This is a genomic window from Pseudomonas sp. GM50 (genome assembly GCF_000282375.1).
GTDB lineage: Bacteria > Pseudomonadota > Gammaproteobacteria > Pseudomonadales > Pseudomonadaceae > Aquipseudomonas.
Genome location: NZ_AKJK01000073.1, coordinates 1 through 19003 on the forward strand (window position 1 = coordinate 1; position 19003 = coordinate 19003).

The following is a 19003-nucleotide window of genomic DNA, read 5'->3' on the forward strand; positions in this document are numbered from 1 at the left end:
TTGCTTCTGCTTTTGTAGGAGCGAGGCTCGCCCGCGAAGCTTTTAGCGTTTTCGAAGGCCCCTTCGCGGGCAAGCCTCGCTCCTACAGAGGGCGATGGCGTTCGGTTTTTTTGTGAAGATAGCGTTCGGTTTTTTATGTGAAATAGTCAACCAAGCACTTGCTTGGTTGACTACGCTTGCTCCAGACAAAAAATAATGGAGCAAGTCGCATGTCTGCTACTTTCCGTTTGCCATTGGACGCCTTCTACGAGCGTGAAACCCGTCATCCCCGCCAGCGCTTTCTGGTCCAGCCGACGGGGGGCGGCCAGGTCGAGACGTTGACCTGGGCCGACGTCGGCCATCAGGCGCGCTGTGCCGCCCACTGGCTGCGGGCTCGCGAATTGCCACAAGGCAGCCACATCGCGCTGATCTCGAAAAACTGCGCCCACTGGATCATCGCCGACCTGGCGATCTGGATGGCCGGGCATGTCTCGGTGCCGCTGTATCCCAATCTGACTGCCGATTCCGTGGCCCAGGTGCTCGATCATTCCGAAGCCGCACTGGTGTTCATTGGCAAGCTGGATGACTGGCCGGGCATGTCCGCCGGGGTCAGATCCGACCTGCCAACCATCAGCCTGCCGCTGTGCCCGGCCGGCACCTTCGATTTCAGCTGGGCCGATCTGCAGCGCAGCTCGCCGATTCAGGACGACCCCAAACCCGCCGCCGATCAACTGGCGACTGTTATTTACACCTCTGGCACCACGGGCCAGCCCAAAGGCGTGATGCACAGTTTCGGCAACTTGGGCTTTGCCACCACTCGTGGCACTCAGTTGTTCGGCCTGAATGAGTCCGATCGCCTGCTGTCCTACCTGCCGCTGTGCCACGTCGCCGAACGGATGTTCGTCGATCTGGCATCGATCTACACCGGGCAAACGGTATTTTTTGCCGAGAGCCTCGACACCTTCCTCGTCGATTTGCAGCGTGCCCGGCCGACCGCGTTGTTCGGTGTGCCGCGGATCTGGACCAAATTCCAGATGGGCGTCTACAGCAAGATCCCGGCTAAACGCCTCGACTTCCTGCTCGGCTTGCCCTTCATTGGCAAACGGGTAGGGCACAAAGTCCTCGCCGGGTTGGGGCTGGACGCCTTGCGCGTCGCCTTGTCCGGCGCTGCGCCCGTGCCGCAGACCTTGCTGCTCTGGTACCAAAAACTGGGGCTGGATGTGCTGGAGGTGTACGGCATGACCGAAAGCTGCGGTTATTCCCACATCGGCCTGCCAGGCCAGAACAAACCCGGCTGGATCGGCAAGCCATGCCCGGAAGTCGAAGTGCGCATCGAACCGTCCGGCGAAGTATTGGTGCGCAGCGGCGCGACCATGCTCGGCTATTTCAAGGAGCCTGGGAAAACCGCCGAAGCCATCACCGAGGACGGTTTCCTGCGTACCGGTGACAAGGGCGAGGAAGATGCCGAAGGCAACCTGCGCCTGACCGGGCGCCTGAAGGAAATCTTCAAAACCAGCAAAGGCAAATACGTTGCCCCGGCACCGATTGAAAATCGCCTGGCGGTGCATGCGCGGATCGAACAAGTGTGCGTGGTTGGCGATGGGCTGAGCGCACCACTGGGGTTGTGCGTGCTGTCGGCGGTCGGCCGGCAGGACGCGAATGGATCGGCCCGGGCGGGCTTGCATTCAAGCCTGGAAAAACTGCTGGAGGAGGTCAACGGCGTCCTCGACAGGCATGAACGCTTGCGTCGACTGGTGGTGGTCAAGGACAGTTGGGCGGTGGAAAACGGTTTCCTGACACCGACCCTGAAGATCAAGCGCAACATGATCGAAGCAGTTTACGGTGCGCGCTTCGAAGAATGGAGCGAGCGTAGCGAGGCAGTGCTGTGGCAGGATTGAGCCCCGAACAACTCCAACAAAGGAACGTAACGATGAGTCTGTGGCGCACCATTCCCCACCTCGAGCAGTTGAATGCAATCCAGAAAAACACCATCGGCGAAGTGCTGGACATTCGCTTCGAAGCCTTCGATGACGAGTCCCTGACGGCAAGCATGGTCATCGACCATCGCACGCACCAGCCTTATGGTTTGTTGCACGGTGGCGCCTCGGTGGTTCTGGCCGAAACCGTTGGCTCGATGGCCAGTTACCTGTGCATCGACGCCAGCAAGTTTTATTGCGTGGGCCTGGAAATCAACGCTAATCATTTGCGCGGCCTGCGCAGTGGGCGAGTGACGGCGGTGGCCAAGGCGATTCACATTGGTCGCACCACCCATGTCTGGGATATCCGTTTGAGCAGCGATGAGGGCAAGGCCAGTTGCGTGTCGCGGCTGACCATGGCGGTGGTGCCGTTGGGTGAGACGCCGCCAGCACGGTAGGTCGCCCATTACTGTGCTGGAAAACCGGTAGTGTTTGGTCATTTCAGACCTGATGCGCGTTGTTGATGGAGCTTCGCCTGGACGGTGGGTGTTCGCTTCTGGAGTCGCCGAGTACTGGGCCTGTTACTCGGCTCTCAGGGATACCGTCGTAACCTCGTTTGACCGCTGCCATGACAACTCCACGACCTTCGGTCCAGAACCCCGAGGCGCCGAGTATCGCCGACTGGATTTCAGACGGCAGTGTCGAAATAAGCGGTCTGAGTAAGCGGGTCAACTCTCGATTGATCGTCGCCGATACGTTTCTGCCTATGCTGCCATGCAAAACGTTATGAGCATAATTTCGATCAAACCTGATTTGCCCAGAGCCTTCCTGATAGGACGTGTTGGGGTGAAGGGAGCGGAACAGGGTCCCGATGCCGCCGTCTGCAGCTTCGGCCAGGAAGGCGAATAAGCCGCTTATGGATGAATGCAATCCGGCTTGTAAATAGCTGGATGCAGCCCTTATTCCCCCATAGACGAGAGCGGTCGGACCCACAGCTCCGAGGCGGCTGAGAAGGGCGGTATCCCCCCAAGGGTAATTTGCGCCCTGTTGGTTGCCAGCGACTTGAATGCTTTCTCGAACAAAATTGCCAGCTACCGTGGCTATCCGATCAATGGCGTCAGTGTTCAACTGGCCTTCTTCGAGATCGGTACGATTGTAGAACGCTGGTACGGCAGCCAGCGTAGCTGCGGTTACACCTGCCAGCAGTGGCAGGGCTTTTCGGTACCGGCTATTGGCCGCCAATCCTGCGGTCGTGTACGCGGCAGAGCTGCTTTCCAGTGCAATTGCCGTTGCCAAGAGCAAGTTGTTGCTCGTTTCCGTGGGAGGCAGCTGAGAAAGGCTGACGGAAACGATCATTCGGGTCACTGTCCCAAAAAAACTGGCCATGCCGTCGACGGCGGTATTAGTCGCCACAGCAGTTGTGCGGTTGAGGCCTTGATTGTCGATATAACCGATCGGATTGCCGCGAACCATCGCATACAAGTTAAACCCGTCCGCCGTACCACCCGGATCGGCACTCAGCCAACGCTGTTGCCAGGGCATGTAGTACCGTTGGCCGTAGTAATACAGTCCTGTAGCATCCCGCTCCTGTCCTGAGTAGCGAACCGTTTTGTAGCTGGCTTCCTGTTTGTCTCGCCCGGCCCACCAACAGGTTCCGCCATAGGGGTAATAACTTTCCCATGTGATGATTCTGGCTGCCCCATCCAGCTCGACAGTGCTGGAGTTCAAATGATCGGTGAAGCTGTAGCGGTGCTGGTCCTGCGGAATGCCTGACGGAGGCTCTTTCTCCCAGTGCAGGATCTGAACCGTCCCACGCCCGGCCTTGACCGTAATGACATGGAGGATTCCGTCGGGGGAGGTGCGAATTTCCACACCCGGCAGGTAGCGGGTTTCGTGCGTGCGAGTCAATGTGCCGGTGTAGGCTTGGCGGATCTTGCGCTGTCGCTGACCGCTGCCGTCGTAGAGGTAAAACTCGATGTCGTCAGGTTCGTTCTCGCGCACTACCTGCTCGACCTGACGCAACTGATTGCGCAGGTCCCATAGCAGGTCTTGTCTGGGTTGGAGGTACTTGCGGTTACCGTTCAGGTCAAAGCCTGCGGCAATCTCGTTCTCCTCCGGCAGTTCTCCATTGGCTTTTTGGGGGAGGCTGCGATTACTCAATCCGGCGATGGCGGTATATTCGGTACGGCTGGCGCTATCCGCCTGATGCTGCATGACCCGCATATTTCCCGCGTTGTCGTAGGTGTAGAACCGCGTGTAATTTTCCAGTTGTCCGGGATCGGGGGCGGACTGGAAATCGGGTAATTGCGGCCCGGCGGGGGCATAGCGAACCTGTCGGCCACGGGCTTCGATCAGTCGATAAAGGCTGTCGTACCGGTAGCGAAGGGTCGGATCGATCCGTTGATTGCGGTGGTAGTGAGCCGCTTCAGCGGCGTCGGTCAAACACGTGACATTGCCCACAGCGTCGTAGTCGTACGTCAGATCCTGCAGCGCAGGCTGTCCAGGCAGGCAGGCCTTCAAGTGCTCCAGCCGACCATCTTCCGGGCGAAAAGTCGCGCTGGAAATAACACCATTTCCCGCACGTTGATGCTCGATCTGGCCGAAGGCGTTGTACTGGATTTCACTGATCAGCGTTTTTTGTTTTGCCAGCCCGGTGAGTTTCAGGCTGACCTCGCGCATTTGTGCGGCGCGATCCTGAAGAAATGTCTGTGTGTTACCCCGTGCGTCGGTCTGGCTGACGGGGTCACCTGCGGCATTACAGCGGATGCGTGTAATGGCCGATTCAGTTTCCAGAAAAGTATCGCGCTCTGCTTCCGCCGCGGGCCAGTCAATCGGCCATTGCGGATCCGCGACGAATGTACGGCTGATTTGCAGCGGTGTGCCGGCGAGGCTGAATTCGACGAAGTGCTGCGTTCCTGCGCTATCGTCATGCCGAATCAATTGGCCGCGCTGGTTATGGGTTTCATCGGCGCTGGCATCCATGTAGGAAAAACGTGCAACGCAATGCTCCGGTCCGCCGTGAGCGCGCTCGAATGTCGCGATGGGACGCCGCTGCCGGTCATAGTCCACACGGCTATGGCTGAGTTTCTGATCCCACCCGTCAACACCTTGCCCATCTTCGCCGAACAAGCCCAGGCGCCAACCGGCGTCACTGTTTTCGGACAGGAGCACGACGCCCGACAGACTGAATATATTTATTTGATTGGCGGCCGTCTGCCGAGCGCCTTGATGTAAAAGGAACAGCCGCGGATCGCGGCTTAGCACCGCACGACCGGCAATGTCGTGCATCTGTTGGGTGATGCAACTCTCAGGAGCGGTCACACCGTCGCGACGGTGATACGCGATGGCCCGCACACCTTGTCCTCTAGAGTCGAAGGCTTCGATAGCTGGAGTGTTTGCGTGGGTCATGACAGGCGTTGCCTGTGGCTTGGCGACAGTGATCTTATCGGCGTCATCAGGCTTGACTGTCAACTGTCAGAACTAACAGGTACTCGCTAAAACTGACATGGCCACGGCACGACTGTCATCATTCCTGGCAGTTACGGTCATTGCAGATCCCGGTAGGCTTGCGGACAATCGGGCTCTGTTCTCGCTATGGATTTGCAGGTATGTCGCAACAGATATTTTTCGCCCACGCCAATGGCTTTCCTTCGGGGACCTACGGCAAGTTGTTCGCGGCGCTGGCGCCCGAGTATCAGGTGACGCATCTGGAGCAGCACGCCCATGACCCGCGTTTTCCGGCGGACGACAACTGGAACAATCTGGTGGATGAGCTGATTCATCACCTCAAGCAGCAACCGGGGCCGGTCTGGGGCGTCGGTCACTCCTTTGGCGGCGTGCTGCACTTGCATGCCGCATTGCGTTGCCCTGAGCTGTATCGCGGCGTGGTGATGCTCGATTCGCCGGTGCTGACCCGCGCCGATCAATGGGTGATCCGTGCCGCCAAGCGCTTCGGTTTCATCGATCGCCTGACCCCGGCCGGCCGCACATTGGGACGACGGGAAGAGTTCGCCGATCTGGACGCGGCCCGCCTGTATTTCGCCGGTAAAACCCTGTTTCGTGGCTTCGATCCGGAATGCTTCGACGCCTATCTTCAACATGGTTTGCAAAAGGTCGGCGACAAACTGCGCCTGCGTTTCGATCCGGCCACGGAAATCAGCATCTACCGCGGCGTGCCCCACACCAGCCCCGGCCGTGCACGGCAGTTGAAAGTGCCATTGGCGGTGGTTCGCGGACACAAAAGCCGCGTGGTGATGCGCCATCACGCCCGTTCCGTCGGGCGCATGCCCTTGGGTGAGTCCTTGACCATGCCCGGCGGCCATATGTTTCCCCTCGAACGCCCACAAGACACGGCCACGCTGCTGAAGAATCTGTTCAGTCGCTGGGACGGTCGCAGCCAACAGGATTGTGCATGAACAGCGTCGTCGAAGAAGTTCGCCTGAGCCTGCCGCATATCGAGTTGGCGGCGCACTTGTTCGGTCCCGAGGATGGCTTGCCAGTGATCGCCTTGCACGGCTGGCTGGACAACGCCAACAGCTTTGCCCGGCTGGCGCCCAAGCTCAAGGGCTTGCGCATCATCGCGCTGGACATGGCCGGGCACGGTCACTCTGGGCATCGGCCGAACGGCGCCGGTTACGCGCTGTGGGACTACGCCCACGACGTGCTGCAAGTGGCCGAGCAGTTGGGGTGGAAACGTTTTGCGCTGCTGGGGCACTCCCTGGGGGCGATCGTCTCGCTGGTGCTGGCCGGGTCGTTGCCGGAACGGGTGACTCATCTGGCCTTGATCGACGGCATCATTCCTCCTACAGACAAGGGCGAAAACGCTGCCGAGCGTATGGGCATGGCCCTGCAAGCGCAGCTGGATCTGCGGGAAAAACGCAAACCGGTCTACAACACCTTGGATCGCGCCATCGAAGCACGAATGAAAGGCTTGGTGGCGGTGAGTCGCGAGGCCGCCGAACTGTTGGCCCAGCGCGGCTTGATGCCGGTGCCGGGTGGTTATACCTGGCGCACCGACAACCGCCTGACCCTGCCGTCGCCGTTACGTCTGACTACCGAACAGGCGATGGCCTTCGTCCAGCGTGTCAGTTGTCCTGCACACCTGGTGGTTGCGGCTGACGGTATGCTCGCCAAACATCCAGAGTTGCTGGAGCGTCTACCCTTTAGCCGGGAACAGTTGCCTGGCGGCCACCATTTGCACCTGAATGACGAACCCGGTGCCGACCTTGTCGCAGACTGTTTCAATCGGTTCTTCGCCATTCCTTGACTTGCGCCGGGCAACTGTCGAGGCTGGGCGGGTTGAAATGGGAGACAACCATGATAGATCTGTACACCGCTGCGACCCCGAATGGCCACAAGGTCTCTATCGTGCTCGAGGAACTCGGCCTGCCCTATACGGTGCATGCCTTGAGTTTCGACAAAAAGGAACAGAAGTCCCCGGACTTCCTCAAGATCAATCCCAATGGGCGGATTCCGGCGATTGTCGACCGTGCCAATGGCGATTTCGCCGTGTTCGAGTCCGGCGCGATTCTGATTTACCTCGCCGAGATGACCGGCAAACTGCTGCCCCAGGACCCCAAGGGGCGCTCGGTGGTATTGCAGTGGCTGATGTTCCAGATGGGCGGAATCGGGCCGATGCAGGGCCAGGCCAACGTGTTTTTCCGTTACTTCCCGGAAAAACTCCAAGGCGCTATCGACCGTTATCAACATGAAACCCGGCGCTTGTATGAAGTGCTCGACACGCGTCTGCAAGCCGTAGAGTTTCTGGCGGGCGAGTACAGCATTGCCGACATTGCCACTTATCCATGGGTCCGTGGCCATGAATGGTCTGGTGTCGCGGTGGATGGCTTGTCAGCCCTGCAGCGCTGGATGGCGACAATGGAGGCGCGTCCTGCGGTACAACGCGGTTTACTGGTGCCCGAGCGAATTGATGACGACAGTGTCATCAAGGGTGCCCAGGCCATGCTGATTCGATGAGTCCATCCATGCGTTCACTCACTCTGCTGGCGCTGTGTTGTTTCAGTCCTCTTTTGTTTGCCGCCGATGTCCCTGGCAGTAAGGACCTGCCGATCGTGCCGCGTATGGCCGATGCGCAGATCGTCGACTATCGCCCGGCTGTCGAGCTCGAGCGGATTTACCCGTTGGGTTCGATCCGCAAGATCAGCGGCCAGCTGCGCTTCGACGGTCAGGTCACTGCTCGAGGGCAAACCACCTCGGTGACCTACGAATTGCCACCGGAACATTCCTCTACCGATGCCTTCACCGCCGCTCGCGAAGCCTTGCAAAAGCAGGGCGCCGAGTTGTTGTTCTGGTGCCAGGCCCGGGATTGTGGCGAAAGCAGCCTGTGGGCCAATGAAGTCTTCGGCAACGCAAAGCTGTATGGCGCCGATAATCAGCAGGCTTATTTGCTGCTGCGTCTAGCAGCCCCTCAAGACAACACACTGGTGGCGCTTTACAGCATCACGCGTGGCAATCGCAGGGCTTATCTGCACGTCGAACAGTTCGACGCTGCTGCACCATTGGGCGATTTGCTGCCAACTTCCGCGACCTTGCTGCGACAGCTCAAGAGCACCGGTGAGCTTGATTTCCCCAAACTCGACGGCAACCCTGACGACACCTGGCTGCGTTTGATTTCCCGAGGCCTGAACCTGGACACCACATTGCGCGTCAATGTTTCGGGACCCAATGCCGAAGCCTGGCGCCAGGCGCTGATCGGCCAGGGTGTGCGGTCGGCACGGATGGAAACCGGCAACGTCGAAGGCTCTGGCCTGCACTTCGAGCTGTTGCGATAAGCTTTATTGGGCGAACGCGTTCTGCGCGTTCGCCTACTCTTTGCTGACTGACTTTTTCGTCTGACTTTTTTCAGGATCATACATGCCCAATAACGATCGGCTGTTGGTGCAAATTCTGCTCCTGGTGCTGTTTGGCGCGAGCTTTTGGGTGATGGCGCCGTTCTGGTCGGCGCTGTTCTGGGGCGCGGTGCTGGCGTTTGCCAGTTGGCCGCTGATGCGTTTGTTGACCCGTTGGCTCAATGGCCGTGAATCCCTGGCGGCGCTGTTACTGACATTAGGCTGGATGTTACTGGTGGCAGCACCGTTGGTGTGGCTGGGTTTCAACCTGGCGGATCATGTACGCGATGCCACGGTGTTCATCAAGGATGTGCAAGTCGACGGTCTGCCTGAAGCACCGACCTGGCTGGGCAGTATTCCCTTGGTCGGCGAGCGGTTGGTGGGTATCTGGAACAGCATCGATCAGCAAGGCGCGGCGATGATGCTGGCGATCAAGCCTTATCTGGGGCAGGTCGGTAACTGGTTGCTGGCGCGCAGTGCGCAGATCGGTGGCGGCATCCTTGAGCTGACGCTGAGTATTGTCTTTGTGTTCTTTTTCTACCGCGACGGGCCACGGTTGGCGGTGTTTGTCCATGGGTTGCTGGAACGGCTGATCGGTGACCGCGCTGGCTATTACATCGAGTTGGTGGCGGGCACCGTACAGCGGGTGGTCAATGGGGTGATCGGCACAGCGGCGGCTCAGGCAGTGCTGGCGTTGATCGGCTTCCTGATTGCCGGCGTGCCTGGGGCGCTGGTGCTGGGGGTCGTGACGTTTTTACTGAGTCTGATTCCAATGGGGCCGCCGTTGGTGTGGATTCCGGCCACGGTGTGGTTGGCCTGGAAGGGCGAGTATGGGATGGCGGTGTTCCTTGGGTGCTGGGGGACATTCATCATCAGCGGAGTCGACAACGTACTTAAGCCGTACCTGATCAGCCGGGGCGGGAATCTGCCATTGGTAATCGTGCTGCTCGGGGTGTTTGGCGGGTTGATTGCGTTTGGGTTTATCGGTCTGTTCATCGGCCCGACATTGTTGGCCGTGGCTTACAGCCTGCTGACCGATTGGAGCAAGAGTCAGGCTCGGGTCGATGATCGCCGGCCCTGACCTGTGGGAGCGAGCCTGCTCGCGATGAACGATGACGCGGTGTACTTGATGATAATGGCCGGCTGACTCACATCGGCTCTGGCGGCCCAATCAGTCTTCCCATTACTCCGAACAACCCCAGCTCCCGGATTGCTTCCAGCTCCCCCTGCGTCTCCACCATCTCGGCAATCAACGGCAAATCAATGCTGTTGGTCGCCCGGAAAATCGCCTCGATGAACAGGCGTTTGTCAGTCTGTTCATCGATACCCCGAATATAGGCTCCGTCGATTTTCAGGTAAGCCAGCCCCAGTTGCGTCAGGTTGCCGATCTGGCTGAAGCTGCCGCCGAAGTGCTGCAGTCCGATGCGATAACCGGTGTTGAGCAGACTGTGACTCAGGCGTTGCAGTTCTTCTGGGGGCGGCAATTGGCGTTCGTCGATTTCCAGGGTCAGCAGCGGCGCCAGTTCCGGCAGTGATTCAAGTATGTCGCAGATCAGTTTTAGCTGAGTCTGATCGCGCAGGGTGCTGCCGGACAGGCTCAGCGCGAGCGGCCAACGGTTGGCGGCCAGATATTCGAGAGTGGTTTCGAGCATCGCCAGATCGAATCGTGCCGACCAGCCAAGACGCTCGATCCACGGCAGGAAATGCCCGGCGGCAATCGCCTCGCCTTGCGGGTCGAGCAGGCGCGCGAGGACTTTGTGATGCAACACCTGGCTGGTATCGGCGCACTGCACCACCGGTTGAAAATACAGCTGCATCTTGCCCTCGGTCAGCGCTTCGTCGATCCAGGTGCGCCAGTCGTGTTGGGACTGGTTCTGTGCGGTATCGGAACGGGTCATGTGTATCCACGGCCGCTCGGGATGTTGCCGGGCCTGGGTCAGCGCCTGATCGAGGCGCAGCAGCACGTCGTTCATCGGTTCGCCGGGGTGATAGGCGACCACGCCCAGATGCGCCACCGGCATGCAGTCGCTGGCACCGGTCAGGCGCAGGTTTTCCAGGGTGGCGCTGATTTCGGAAGCCAGGCGTGCAGCATCCTTTCCGTCCAGGCCCGGGGTCAGCAAGCTGAATTCGCCACCGCGATTGCGCGCCGCGAGCCAGGTTCGACGTTCCGGAGGCTGCGTCAGGCGTTTGAGCAATTCGCCGACGGCGCCAATCAGGCTATCGGTGCGCTGGCCGCCCAGACGTTGGTTCAGGCCGTTCAGGTCATTGATCCGTAGCATCAGCAAATGACCGTCGCGGCTCTGCTCGGAAACCAGTAATTGATCGGCCAGTTGTTCATCCAGCAAGCGCCGGTTGGCCAGGCCCGTGAGGTTGTCCTGATAAGATTCGCAGCGCAGTTTTTCGCTGCGGGCCGCCTCTTCTGCGAACAACGCTTTGAGTTTTTCGACCATCTGGTTCATGGCCAGCACCACGCGTTTGAGCTCCGGTGTGCGCGGCAGTTTCGGCAAACTGCGGAACTCGCGTTTGCTGATGGCTTCAGCCTGTTTGACCATATTGTCGAGCGGGCGCAATTGCCGGCGCAACAGCCAGCCACCAAACACAGCGCTGAGCAGTCCGCAAATCAACAACCAGATCAGGCTACCGAGGGTACTGTCCCAGAGTTTGGCCAAGGCGAATTGTGGATTGCTCAGCACTTCGACCCGAGCCGCTTGCTCCCAACCACGCATGATCAGTGCATCGCCACCTTGTGGGCGCAGGTTAACAAGGTTGATGAACCAGCCGGGAACACCCTCGATTTGCGGCGGTGTGCTGCGTTCCACCAACACCCGTTCATCCACAATATTGACGATACGGATGCTGCTGAAGTAGCCGCTGTCGAAAATCGAGCTGACCATCAACTCGATCATCGCCGGGTCGTCGATCTGTGCCGTCAATGACAAGCCCAGCGCCGTGGCGGCGTCTTGGGCGTGGGAGCGCAACTGGCCGAGCATCTGTTCGCGAGAACTTTCCAGGCTGACAAAAAAACTGCCGCCGAAGGCCACCAGCAAGAACAGGCAAATGGCGAGAAACAACTGTTTGCGCAGTGACATAAAACGCTCCTTGCATTAGCGGCTAGCCTTCGCCCACGGCGAACCCTTCAAATTGCATCTTTTTCAACACGTCTTGCCAACGCGACAGATTTTTCGAGTCGCTGCTGCGTTTGCCACCATTGGCTCCCGGCAAGTACAGGCCTTCGGCGTTAAAGGCGTACACCGGCAACAGGTCTTTGCGTTGGGAAGCGGGGCGGATCTCGCCGATCAGATTGTCCAGCACCAGCGGATCGGCCGTGGGGCTGCTGTAGAAGGTCAACACCATGTGCGCCTGGTTCTGGGTCAGGGCCTTGACGTAGGTGATGCGCAGTTTCTCGCTGGGAATTCCGAGGTGTCGCAAGCTGAAATATTTCGCCAGGGCGTAGTCTTCACAGTCGCCCGCGGCCTTGATCAGCGATTCCACTGGCGTGGCCCAGTAATCGGTCTGACGCCAGATACGCGTGTCGTCCTGAAAGCTCAGTTGTTGATTGAAGAAGCGATTGACTGCATTCAGTTGTTCGCGCTCGGGCGCGTTGAGTTCGCTTTGCAGCATTTGACTCCAGGCCTCGATCCGTCCCCGGGCCAGGCCAAGGGGGCCATAGCGTTTTTCGGCCGTTTGCAGAATCTGCGCAAAGTCCCACTCGGCCCTGACACTACCCAACCCGGCCAGCAGAAAACTCGTCAGCAGCAGCCATCCGCCGAACCGAAGTCGGAGCGTTGACCATCCTGGACTACGCGGACTGCGGGACATGTCTGGCTGCTCGGGTGCAGATGCCTGAAGTCTAGGCGGTGTTTTCAGCGAAGAAGGGCAGGTCGTCGGACGAAGTGGGCATTGCAGGACTGCTTTTGTGGCGAGGGGGCTTGCTCCCGTCCGGCTGCGCAGCAGTCGCCAAACCAATCAATGCGATGTGTCAGGATAAGATGGGGTGCAGGTTTTGGGGCTGCTTCGCAACCCAACGGGGGCAAGCCCCCTCGCCACAAAAGCGCCCTCACCACAAAAGCCCCGAGCCACAGATGGGGATCAGGGTTTATGCAGGGTTTTCTGCTTGAGGATGTAAACCGTCACCAGCACTGCACTGGTCAACATGAACCCCCGCGCCCAAGGCAGCGGCACCAGATAGCAGGAAAGCAGGATGCTCGCCCACATCAAACCGATGGCGTAGACCTTGCCCTTGAGGGGAATGCCATTGCCGCTCAGGTAGTCGCGGACCCACGGCCCAAGCCGTGGATGTTCCACCAGCCAGTGATAGAAGCGTGGCGAACTGCGGGCGAAACAGGCGGCCGCCAGCAACAGGAACGGTGTGGTGGGCAGCACCGGCAGGAAAATCCCGATCACCCCCAGCGCTACGCTCAGCCAGCCGATGGCCAGCAGCACGTAGCGCAACATCAGGGGGCGGTTGCCTATGGGGTTGTCCATAGGCAAAACCTTAGTGGTGACGTGGCTTGAGAATCGCCGGTTTTTCGTCTGGCGCGTTGCACAGCAGGTACAGCGCGGTCAGGGCCTCCGGGATCTGCACGATCATGTCGTCCATCAGGTTGGCGTCGGCGGCGATGTCGGAGAACTCAGGCTGTTCGTCGAACAGACCCGAACCGACCATGATTGGCAGCAGCATTTCGCTGACTTCGTCTTCGGCGGTTTCGAACCAGGCGGCTTCGCGCAGGAACACGCCTTCCATGAAGCCGATGCACCAGCCGCGCAGGTCGGAATCGTCCGGGTCGTCGCCCAGGTCGAGGTCGCACGGCAGCTCGAACTCTTCGTCGGACGCCAGTTGGCGGGCGATGTGCGCCTTGAGCAGCAGCAGGGTGGATTCGATCGCTTCACGCTCGGTGTCGTCGGCGTAATGCGGCTCTTCGGCGAAGAGTGCGTCGATCCATTCACGGTCGGGAACGCTCTCGGAACAGATCGACAGCGCAGTGAGGTAGCCGTGGGCGGCCACGTAGTCCAGCGCCTCGTCATGCAGCTCGTCGGCGTCGAGGAAGACTTGCAGGCGGGTTAGTTGCTCAGCGAAGGACATTAAAGGGCTACCTTGGGGAATATACGATGCGGGAATTCTAGGCCTTCTTGAGCGCTTGGGCCAGCCGCGCGGCATATTTGCAGCCTTGTGATGGAATCTGTGGTCGGGACAATGAAACCCTGTGGGAGCGGGCTTGCTCGCGAAGGTGGTGTGTCAGGCAGCATTAATGTCGACTGATACACCGCCTTCGCGAGCAAGCCCGCTCCCGCAGGTTCTGCATTGCATTGGCTTTCATGTGTCTTCTCAGTGGCGCCCTTTGCAGGGGAGGGCTCGGGTATACTCGCGCGTTTTGTGATGCCCTGCTGGCGTCACGGCTGAAATGTGAAGCGTCATGCAATGCGCACTTACGATTTGTCAGTGCAGCTTTCGTGGTTCTGAACCAGCCTTGCAGGGATGTTTCGGTGATTTTTGGAGTTTTTATGCTCGAACAGGCTCAACGCGTCCTCAAGGACATCTTCGGCTACGACAGTTTCCGTGGCCGTCAGGGTGCAATCATTGAGCGCGTGGCCAGTGGCGGCGACGCCTTGGTGCTGATGCCTACCGGTGGCGGCAAGTCCTTGTGCTTCCAGGTGCCGGCACTGCTGCGCGAGGGCCTGGCCGTGGTGGTGTCACCGCTGATCGCGCTGATGGACGATCAGGTCGCCACCCTCGAAGAGCTGGGCGTCGCCGCGGCGGCGTTGAACTCCACGTTGAGTGCTGAGCAACAGCGTGATCTGGCGGCGCGGATCAAGCGCGGCGAAGTGAAAATGCTCTACCTGGCGCCCGAGCGCCTGGTTCAGCCGCGCATGCTGGCCTTCCTGCAAAGCCTTGAAATAGCTTTGTTCGCCATCGACGAAGCGCATTGTGTGTCCCAATGGGGCCACGATTTCCGTCGGGAATACCTGCAACTGGGCCAGTTGGCCGAATTGTTCCCCAACGTCCCTCGCATTGCCCTGACCGCGACGGCCGACAAGCGCACCCGGGAAGAAATCGTCGATCGTCTGCATCTGCAGGATGCCGAGCGTTTTCTCTCGAGCTTCGACCGCCCCAATATTTTCTATCGCATCGTGCCCAAGGAACAGCCGCGCAAGCAGTTGCTGGCGTTCCTCGCCGAGCGCCGCAGCGATGCCGGTATCGTTTACTGCCTGTCGCGCAAAAAGGTTGATGAAGTAGCGGTGTTCCTCAGCGAGCAAGGTTTCCCGGCGCTGCCATACCACGCCGGTCTGCCCAACGACACACGGGCCCATCACCAGAAGCGCTTCCTCAACGAGGAAGGACTGATCATGGTTGCCACCGTGGCGTTCGGCATGGGCATCGACAAGCCTAACGTACGTTTTGTCGCGCACCTGGATTTGCCGAAATCCCTTGAGGCCTACTACCAGGAAACCGGTCGCGGCGGTCGTGACGGCCTGCCGGCGGATGCCTGGATGGCATACGGCCTGCAAGACGTGGTGATGCTCAAGCAGATGCTGCAAAACTCCGAAGGCGACGAGCGCCACAAGCGTCTGGAACAGCACAAGCTCGACGCCATGCTCTCGCTCTGCGAAGAAACCCGCTGCCGCCGCCAGACCCTGCTCGCGTACTTCGACGAAGACATGCCCGAGCCCTGCGGCCACTGCGACAACTGCGTCGACGGCGTGCAGACCTGGGACGCCACCGAGCCGGCCCGTCAGGCGCTGTCGGCGATCTACCGCACCGGTCAGCGTTATGGCGTCGGTCATCTGGTTGATGTGTTACTGGGCAAGGACAACGAAAAGGTTCGCAGCTTCGGTCATCAGCATTTGTCGGTATACGGTGTAGGCAAAGCGATGGGGGAGAGCGAATGGCGCTCCTTGTTCCGACAGCTTGTTGCCCGAGGTCTGGCGGACATCGACCTTGAAGGCTACGGCGGTCTGCGCCTGAGCGATACCTGCCGGCCGCTGCTCAAGGGCGAAGTGACTCTGGAACTGCGCCGCGACCTCAAGCCGCAAACCACCGCCAAAAGCAGCAAGAGCCAAGCCAGCCAACTGGTTCGCGGCGAAGAACGCGAACAGTGGGAAGCCTTGCGTGCCCTGCGTCGCAAACTGGCTGAGGAACACGGTGTGCCACCGTACGTCATCTTCCCCGACTCGACGCTGCTGGAAATGCTCCGCAGCCAGCCGACCTCGCTGGCGGAAATGGCCACGGTCAGCGGTGTCGGTGCGCGCAAGCTGGAGCGTTACGGCGAGGCCTTCCTCGAAGTGCTCGGCGGTCAGGTCGAGGCGCCGAAAGTGGTGGCCGATGTGCGCCACGAGCTGATCACTCTGGCTCGGGCCGGCATGACACCGTTGCAGATCGCCGGTCAGCTGCAATGCTCGGAAAAGAATGTCTACGCGATGCTCGCCGAGGCGATTGGCAAGCAGCAGTTGTCACTGGAACAGGCGCTGGATCTGCCCGAAGAGTTGATGGGTGAAGTCCAGGACGCCTTCCTCGACGGCGAAGGCGAGTTGCCGCCTGTATCGGAGATTGCCGCGCTGTTCGCAGGAAGAGTTCCGGAAGGTGTTTTGTATTGCGTTCGTGCCGCCCTGCAGTCGGAATTCGAAGTCTGAATGACCTGCGGCACAGATGTAACGATTCAGTACGGAGCAAACCTTGCCTATAGCCAAAGGTCATGCTTAGCTGACTAATAATTAGTTTTTCTCTATTTCAGTCTAACCATGAGTGTTTTATGCCGTTAACCGATCAACACCGCTTTGGCATGCAACTGGCCCAGATGTCTCGGGGCTGGCGTGCCGAACTGGACCGTCGACTGGCTGGCCTGGGTCTGTCCCAGGCGCGCTGGCTGGTGCTGCTGCACCTGGCGCGTTTCGATGATGCCCCGACCCAACGCGAACTGGCGCAAAGCGTCGGCGTCGAAGGGCCCACCCTGGCTCGACTGCTCGACAGCCTGGAAAGTCAGGGCCTGGTGCAACGCCAATCCGTGCTGGAAGACCGTCGGGCGAAAAAAATCGTCCTCTGTGCCCCGGCCCGGCCCTTGATCGAACAAATTGAAACCATTGCCACTCAATTGCGCCATGAACTGTTCGAAGGCGTTGATGAGGCGGACTTGAAGGTCTGCATGCGAGTCCACGGGCACATCCTGGCCAACCTGGAAAAATCTTGAGGCACAACCACGCGCCGGATTTTTGAGATACCCCGTTGGGCAGACTATAAAGAACTACTAGGCAATATCGTGTTCGTACCGGATGTGCGAACACGTACAGGTTGGTTCTGGTTATCTAAGGGATGCTCATGCTCGAGAGTTGGCACGTTGTATTGCGGTGTTGCGCCAGGCTGCTGCTGGCCGGTGGTGCCGTCACTTACTCGGCATTGGCCCCTGCGCTCGGGTTGGGTGAGATTACCCAGCATTCGGCGTTGAATCAGCCGTTCAATGCCGACATCGCCCTGGTGGACGCCGGTGGTCTGGAAGAGGGCGAGCTATCGGTCAGCCTGGCGACGGCGGACGAGTTCAGCCGCGCCGGCGTCGAGCGGGTGTTCTTCCTTAACGACCTGAAGTTCATACCGATCCTGCGGGGCAACCGCAGCCTGATCCGGGTGACTTCCAGCAAACCGGTCAAGGAACCTTTCCTGAATTTTCTGGTGCAGCTCAATCAGCCCAACGGGCGTTTGCTGCGCGAGTACACCGTGCTGATCGATCCGCCGGGGTCACCGGGCATTGTTCCCGTCAACGACGAGCCCGAGCCGCGCCCTCAATCTTCCGCGTTCCCCTCCGTCGAACCGGCTGTTGCACCGCCACCTGCTGCGAAGGCGGCGCCCAAGCCTGATGTCGATAAACCAGCCGCGCCTGCGAATGATGCTGTTGCCGAGCAACTGGCCGCCAGCGTGCTGCAAAACCAGCAACTGCAAACGACCATCAATGAGCTGAATGCGAAGCTTCAGGGACAGGATGAACATATTGCCGGCCAGAAAAAACAACTGATCGAGCTGCAAACCCAGCTGGCGGAAGTCAAACAGGCATCGGCAGAACCGGTCGTGCCCGCGGCGCCGACGCCGGTGCCCGTTGCAGTAGAGGAGTCTGAACCGACTCCGTGGCTGCTGATCATCGGGTTGCTGGCAGTGGTGGCGTTGGTACTGCTCGGCGTATTCCTTCGCCTTCAACGACAGCAGGTTCAGGCTCAGGTCCAGCCCGAGCCGATACCCGTACCGCCGTCGCGTCATGAACCGGTGCTCAGTCGCGCAACAGAACCGGCCAGTCCTGCGTCCCGGCCGCAACCGCTAGCCGGATCGGCCGAAGAGACTCCCGCAGGCGACGTGCTGGAAGGGGTGGGTATATATCTGGCGTATGGCCGTTTGTCCGAGGCAGCCGGTTTGTTGCGAGATGCGTTGGTCAGGGAACCCCAGCGCACCGACCTAGCCGTGCAACTGTTGGAAGTCCTCGGTAAACAGGGCGACGTGCAAGCTTATGACGCGCAGGAAAGCAGCCTGCGAGACGCCGGGTTCGATGCACAGCAACTTCAGGACATCCGCGCCCGCCATCCGAAACTGATCAGCGCCGCACCGGTGGTCGCCGCCGTGGCTGTGGCGCCGCCCATGCCTGCAACCCCTGAAGCGGCACCGAGCGATGAGTTCCAGTTGAACCTCGATGACCTGTCGATGGATTCGAATTGGGACCTGATCAGCCCCTTCGAAAACTCATCATCCAGCGCTAAACCGTCGAATGAGTCAGCGCAGGTAGACGACCCCGGGTTCACCTCGAATCTGCATGTATTGCCCGATGTTTTCGAAATGCCCGAGGAGCCGACGCTGGACGAGCCCGAGCTTGAATGGATCGCCGAACCGGACGCTCAATCTCTGGACGAGACCTTTCTCAACGAATTCAGCGATTCTGGCCAGCTGCTGGAGCTTGAGCCGCTGAATGCTGAGTTGATGGAGCTTGAACCGGCCGGGCCGAGCAGCGCGGGCAAACTCGAACAGGCCCAGACCTGCATCGACGACGGCGATCTGGACAGCGCCATCGAGTTACTCAACGAGTTGCTCAAGGAAGGCGACGAACCGCTCAAGGAAACGGCCCGGACGCTATTGGCCGGTATCCGATAACACCCTTACTCATGTAGGAGCGAGGCTTGCCCGCGAAGAACGATGACGCGGTTTATCAGGACAACCGCATTATCGTTCTTCGCGGGCAAGCCTCGCTCCTACAGCATCAGGGGCAAGGCGGTTATCATGGCGACGCCCCCAGG

General features: G+C 59.7%; 15 protein-coding genes. 10 read left to right on the forward strand and 5 right to left on the reverse strand.

Annotation, left to right across the window (positions count from 1 at the left end; translation table 11 throughout):
• Positions 1-209 precede the first annotated feature (209 nt).
• Positions 210-1877, forward strand: a complete 1668-nt coding sequence (locus tag PMI30_RS11905; RefSeq protein WP_008010964.1) for an AMP-binding protein — start codon at positions 210-212, stop codon at positions 1875-1877.
• A 32-nt stretch (positions 1878-1909) separates the two neighbouring features.
• Positions 1910-2353 carry a hotdog fold thioesterase gene (locus PMI30_RS11900; RefSeq protein WP_008010965.1) on the forward strand — a complete coding sequence of 148 codons (444 nt, stop codon included), beginning with the start codon at positions 1910-1912 and terminating at the stop codon, positions 2351-2353.
• Positions 2354-2396: 43 nt separating this feature from the next.
• On the opposite strand, the gene PMI30_RS11895 is transcribed toward PMI30_RS11900, so the two are convergent.
• The gene (locus tag PMI30_RS11895; protein WP_008010966.1) at positions 2397-5303 is read right to left on the reverse strand and encodes an RHS repeat-associated core domain-containing protein; all 2907 of its coding nucleotides are present in this window, start codon (positions 5301-5303) and stop codon (positions 2397-2399) included.
• A gap of 200 nt (positions 5304-5503) precedes the next feature.
• Here PMI30_RS11895 and PMI30_RS11890 point away from each other — a divergent pair, with 200 nt between their 5' ends.
• The 5 genes from PMI30_RS11890 to PMI30_RS11870 all read left to right on the forward strand — a co-directional run bounded on the left by PMI30_RS11890 (position 5504) and on the right by PMI30_RS11870 (position 9824).
• Positions 5504-6310, forward strand: a complete 807-nt coding sequence (locus tag PMI30_RS11890; RefSeq protein WP_008010967.1) for an alpha/beta fold hydrolase — start codon at positions 5504-5506, stop codon at positions 6308-6310.
• Entirely contained in the window at positions 6307-7161 is an 855-nt protein-coding gene (locus PMI30_RS11885) for an alpha/beta hydrolase (RefSeq protein ID WP_008010968.1), read from the forward strand. The genes PMI30_RS11890 and PMI30_RS11885 overlap by 4 nt, the downstream gene beginning before the upstream one ends.
• A 50-nt stretch (positions 7162-7211) precedes the next feature.
• On the forward strand, positions 7212-7871 hold the full coding sequence (locus PMI30_RS11880) for a glutathione S-transferase family protein (RefSeq protein ID WP_007899019.1): 660 nt from the start codon (positions 7212-7214) through the stop codon (positions 7869-7871).
• An 8-nt stretch (positions 7872-7879) separates the two neighbouring features.
• On the forward strand, positions 7880-8686 hold the full coding sequence (locus PMI30_RS11875) for a DUF4892 domain-containing protein (RefSeq protein ID WP_008010969.1): 807 nt from the start codon (positions 7880-7882) through the stop codon (positions 8684-8686).
• Positions 8687-8768: 82 nt separating this feature from the next.
• The gene (locus tag PMI30_RS11870; RefSeq protein WP_008010970.1) at positions 8769-9824 is read left to right on the forward strand and encodes an AI-2E family transporter; all 1056 of its coding nucleotides are present in this window, start codon (positions 8769-8771) and stop codon (positions 9822-9824) included.
• A gap of 67 nt (positions 9825-9891) precedes the next feature.
• Here PMI30_RS11870 and lapD read toward each other — a convergent pair whose 3' ends face one another.
• The 4 genes from lapD to PMI30_RS11850 form a co-directional block, all read right to left on the reverse strand.
• The gene (gene lapD / locus PMI30_RS11865) at positions 9892-11832 is read right to left on the reverse strand and encodes a cyclic di-GMP receptor LapD (protein ID WP_008010971.1); all 1941 of its coding nucleotides are present in this window, start codon (positions 11830-11832) and stop codon (positions 9892-9894) included.
• 22 nt (positions 11833-11854) lie between these two features.
• Complete coding sequence (gene lapG / locus PMI30_RS11860) at positions 11855-12562, reverse strand: cysteine protease LapG (RefSeq protein ID WP_008010972.1); 708 nt, start codon at positions 12560-12562, stop codon at positions 11855-11857.
• Positions 12563-12832: 270 nt separating this feature from the next.
• Entirely contained in the window at positions 12833-13228 is a 396-nt protein-coding gene (locus PMI30_RS11855) for a YbaN family protein (protein ID WP_008010973.1), read from the reverse strand.
• A gap of 10 nt (positions 13229-13238) precedes the next feature.
• On the reverse strand, positions 13239-13826 hold the full coding sequence (locus tag PMI30_RS11850) for a UPF0149 family protein (RefSeq protein WP_007895005.1): 588 nt from the start codon (positions 13824-13826) through the stop codon (positions 13239-13241).
• 419 nt (positions 13827-14245) lie between these two features.
• Between PMI30_RS11850 and recQ the strand changes: the two genes are divergently transcribed.
• From recQ to PMI30_RS11835, 3 genes are all read left to right on the forward strand, one after another.
• Positions 14246-16372: a DNA helicase RecQ gene (gene recQ / locus PMI30_RS11845; protein ID WP_008010974.1), complete on the forward strand. Its 2127-nt coding sequence runs from the start codon at positions 14246-14248 to the stop codon at positions 16370-16372.
• Positions 16373-16491: 119 nt separating this feature from the next.
• Positions 16492-16926, forward strand: coding sequence for a MarR family transcriptional regulator (locus tag PMI30_RS11840; RefSeq protein WP_007895007.1), 435 nt, complete (start codon positions 16492-16494; stop codon positions 16924-16926).
• Between the two features lie 128 nt (positions 16927-17054).
• Positions 17055-18860: a FimV/HubP family polar landmark protein gene (locus tag PMI30_RS11835; protein WP_008010975.1), complete on the forward strand. Its 1806-nt coding sequence runs from the start codon at positions 17055-17057 to the stop codon at positions 18858-18860.
• Positions 18861-19003: the final 143 nt, after the last annotated feature.

What these genes read in the sequence shown, in the direction of transcription:
- PMI30_RS11905 (WP_008010964.1), top strand. Translation starts at nt 210, where the DNA reads ATGTCTGCTACTTTCCGTTTGCCATTGGACGCCTTCTACGAGCGTGAA.
- PMI30_RS11900 (WP_008010965.1), top strand. Translation starts at nt 1,910, where the DNA reads ATGAGTCTGTGGCGCACCATTCCCCACCTCGAGCAGTTGAATGCAATC.
- PMI30_RS11895 (WP_008010966.1), bottom strand. Translation starts at nt 5,303, where the DNA reads ATGACCCACGCAAACACTCCAGCTATCGAAGCCTTCGACTCTAGAGGA.
- PMI30_RS11890 (WP_008010967.1), top strand. Translation starts at nt 5,504, where the DNA reads ATGTCGCAACAGATATTTTTCGCCCACGCCAATGGCTTTCCTTCGGGG.
- PMI30_RS11885 (WP_008010968.1), top strand. Translation starts at nt 6,307, where the DNA reads ATGAACAGCGTCGTCGAAGAAGTTCGCCTGAGCCTGCCGCATATCGAG.
- PMI30_RS11880 (WP_007899019.1), top strand. Translation starts at nt 7,212, where the DNA reads ATGATAGATCTGTACACCGCTGCGACCCCGAATGGCCACAAGGTCTCT.
- PMI30_RS11875 (WP_008010969.1), top strand. Translation starts at nt 7,880, where the DNA reads ATGCGTTCACTCACTCTGCTGGCGCTGTGTTGTTTCAGTCCTCTTTTG.
- PMI30_RS11870 (WP_008010970.1), top strand. Translation starts at nt 8,769, where the DNA reads ATGCCCAATAACGATCGGCTGTTGGTGCAAATTCTGCTCCTGGTGCTG.
- lapD (WP_008010971.1), bottom strand. Translation starts at nt 11,832, where the DNA reads ATGTCACTGCGCAAACAGTTGTTTCTCGCCATTTGCCTGTTCTTGCTG.
- lapG (WP_008010972.1), bottom strand. Translation starts at nt 12,562, where the DNA reads ATGTCCCGCAGTCCGCGTAGTCCAGGATGGTCAACGCTCCGACTTCGG.
- PMI30_RS11855 (WP_008010973.1), bottom strand. Translation starts at nt 13,228, where the DNA reads ATGGACAACCCCATAGGCAACCGCCCCCTGATGTTGCGCTACGTGCTG.
- PMI30_RS11850 (WP_007895005.1), bottom strand. Translation starts at nt 13,826, where the DNA reads ATGTCCTTCGCTGAGCAACTAACCCGCCTGCAAGTCTTCCTCGACGCC.
- recQ (WP_008010974.1), top strand. Translation starts at nt 14,246, where the DNA reads ATGCTCGAACAGGCTCAACGCGTCCTCAAGGACATCTTCGGCTACGAC.
- PMI30_RS11840 (WP_007895007.1), top strand. Translation starts at nt 16,492, where the DNA reads ATGCCGTTAACCGATCAACACCGCTTTGGCATGCAACTGGCCCAGATG.
- PMI30_RS11835 (WP_008010975.1), top strand. Translation starts at nt 17,055, where the DNA reads ATGCTCGAGAGTTGGCACGTTGTATTGCGGTGTTGCGCCAGGCTGCTG.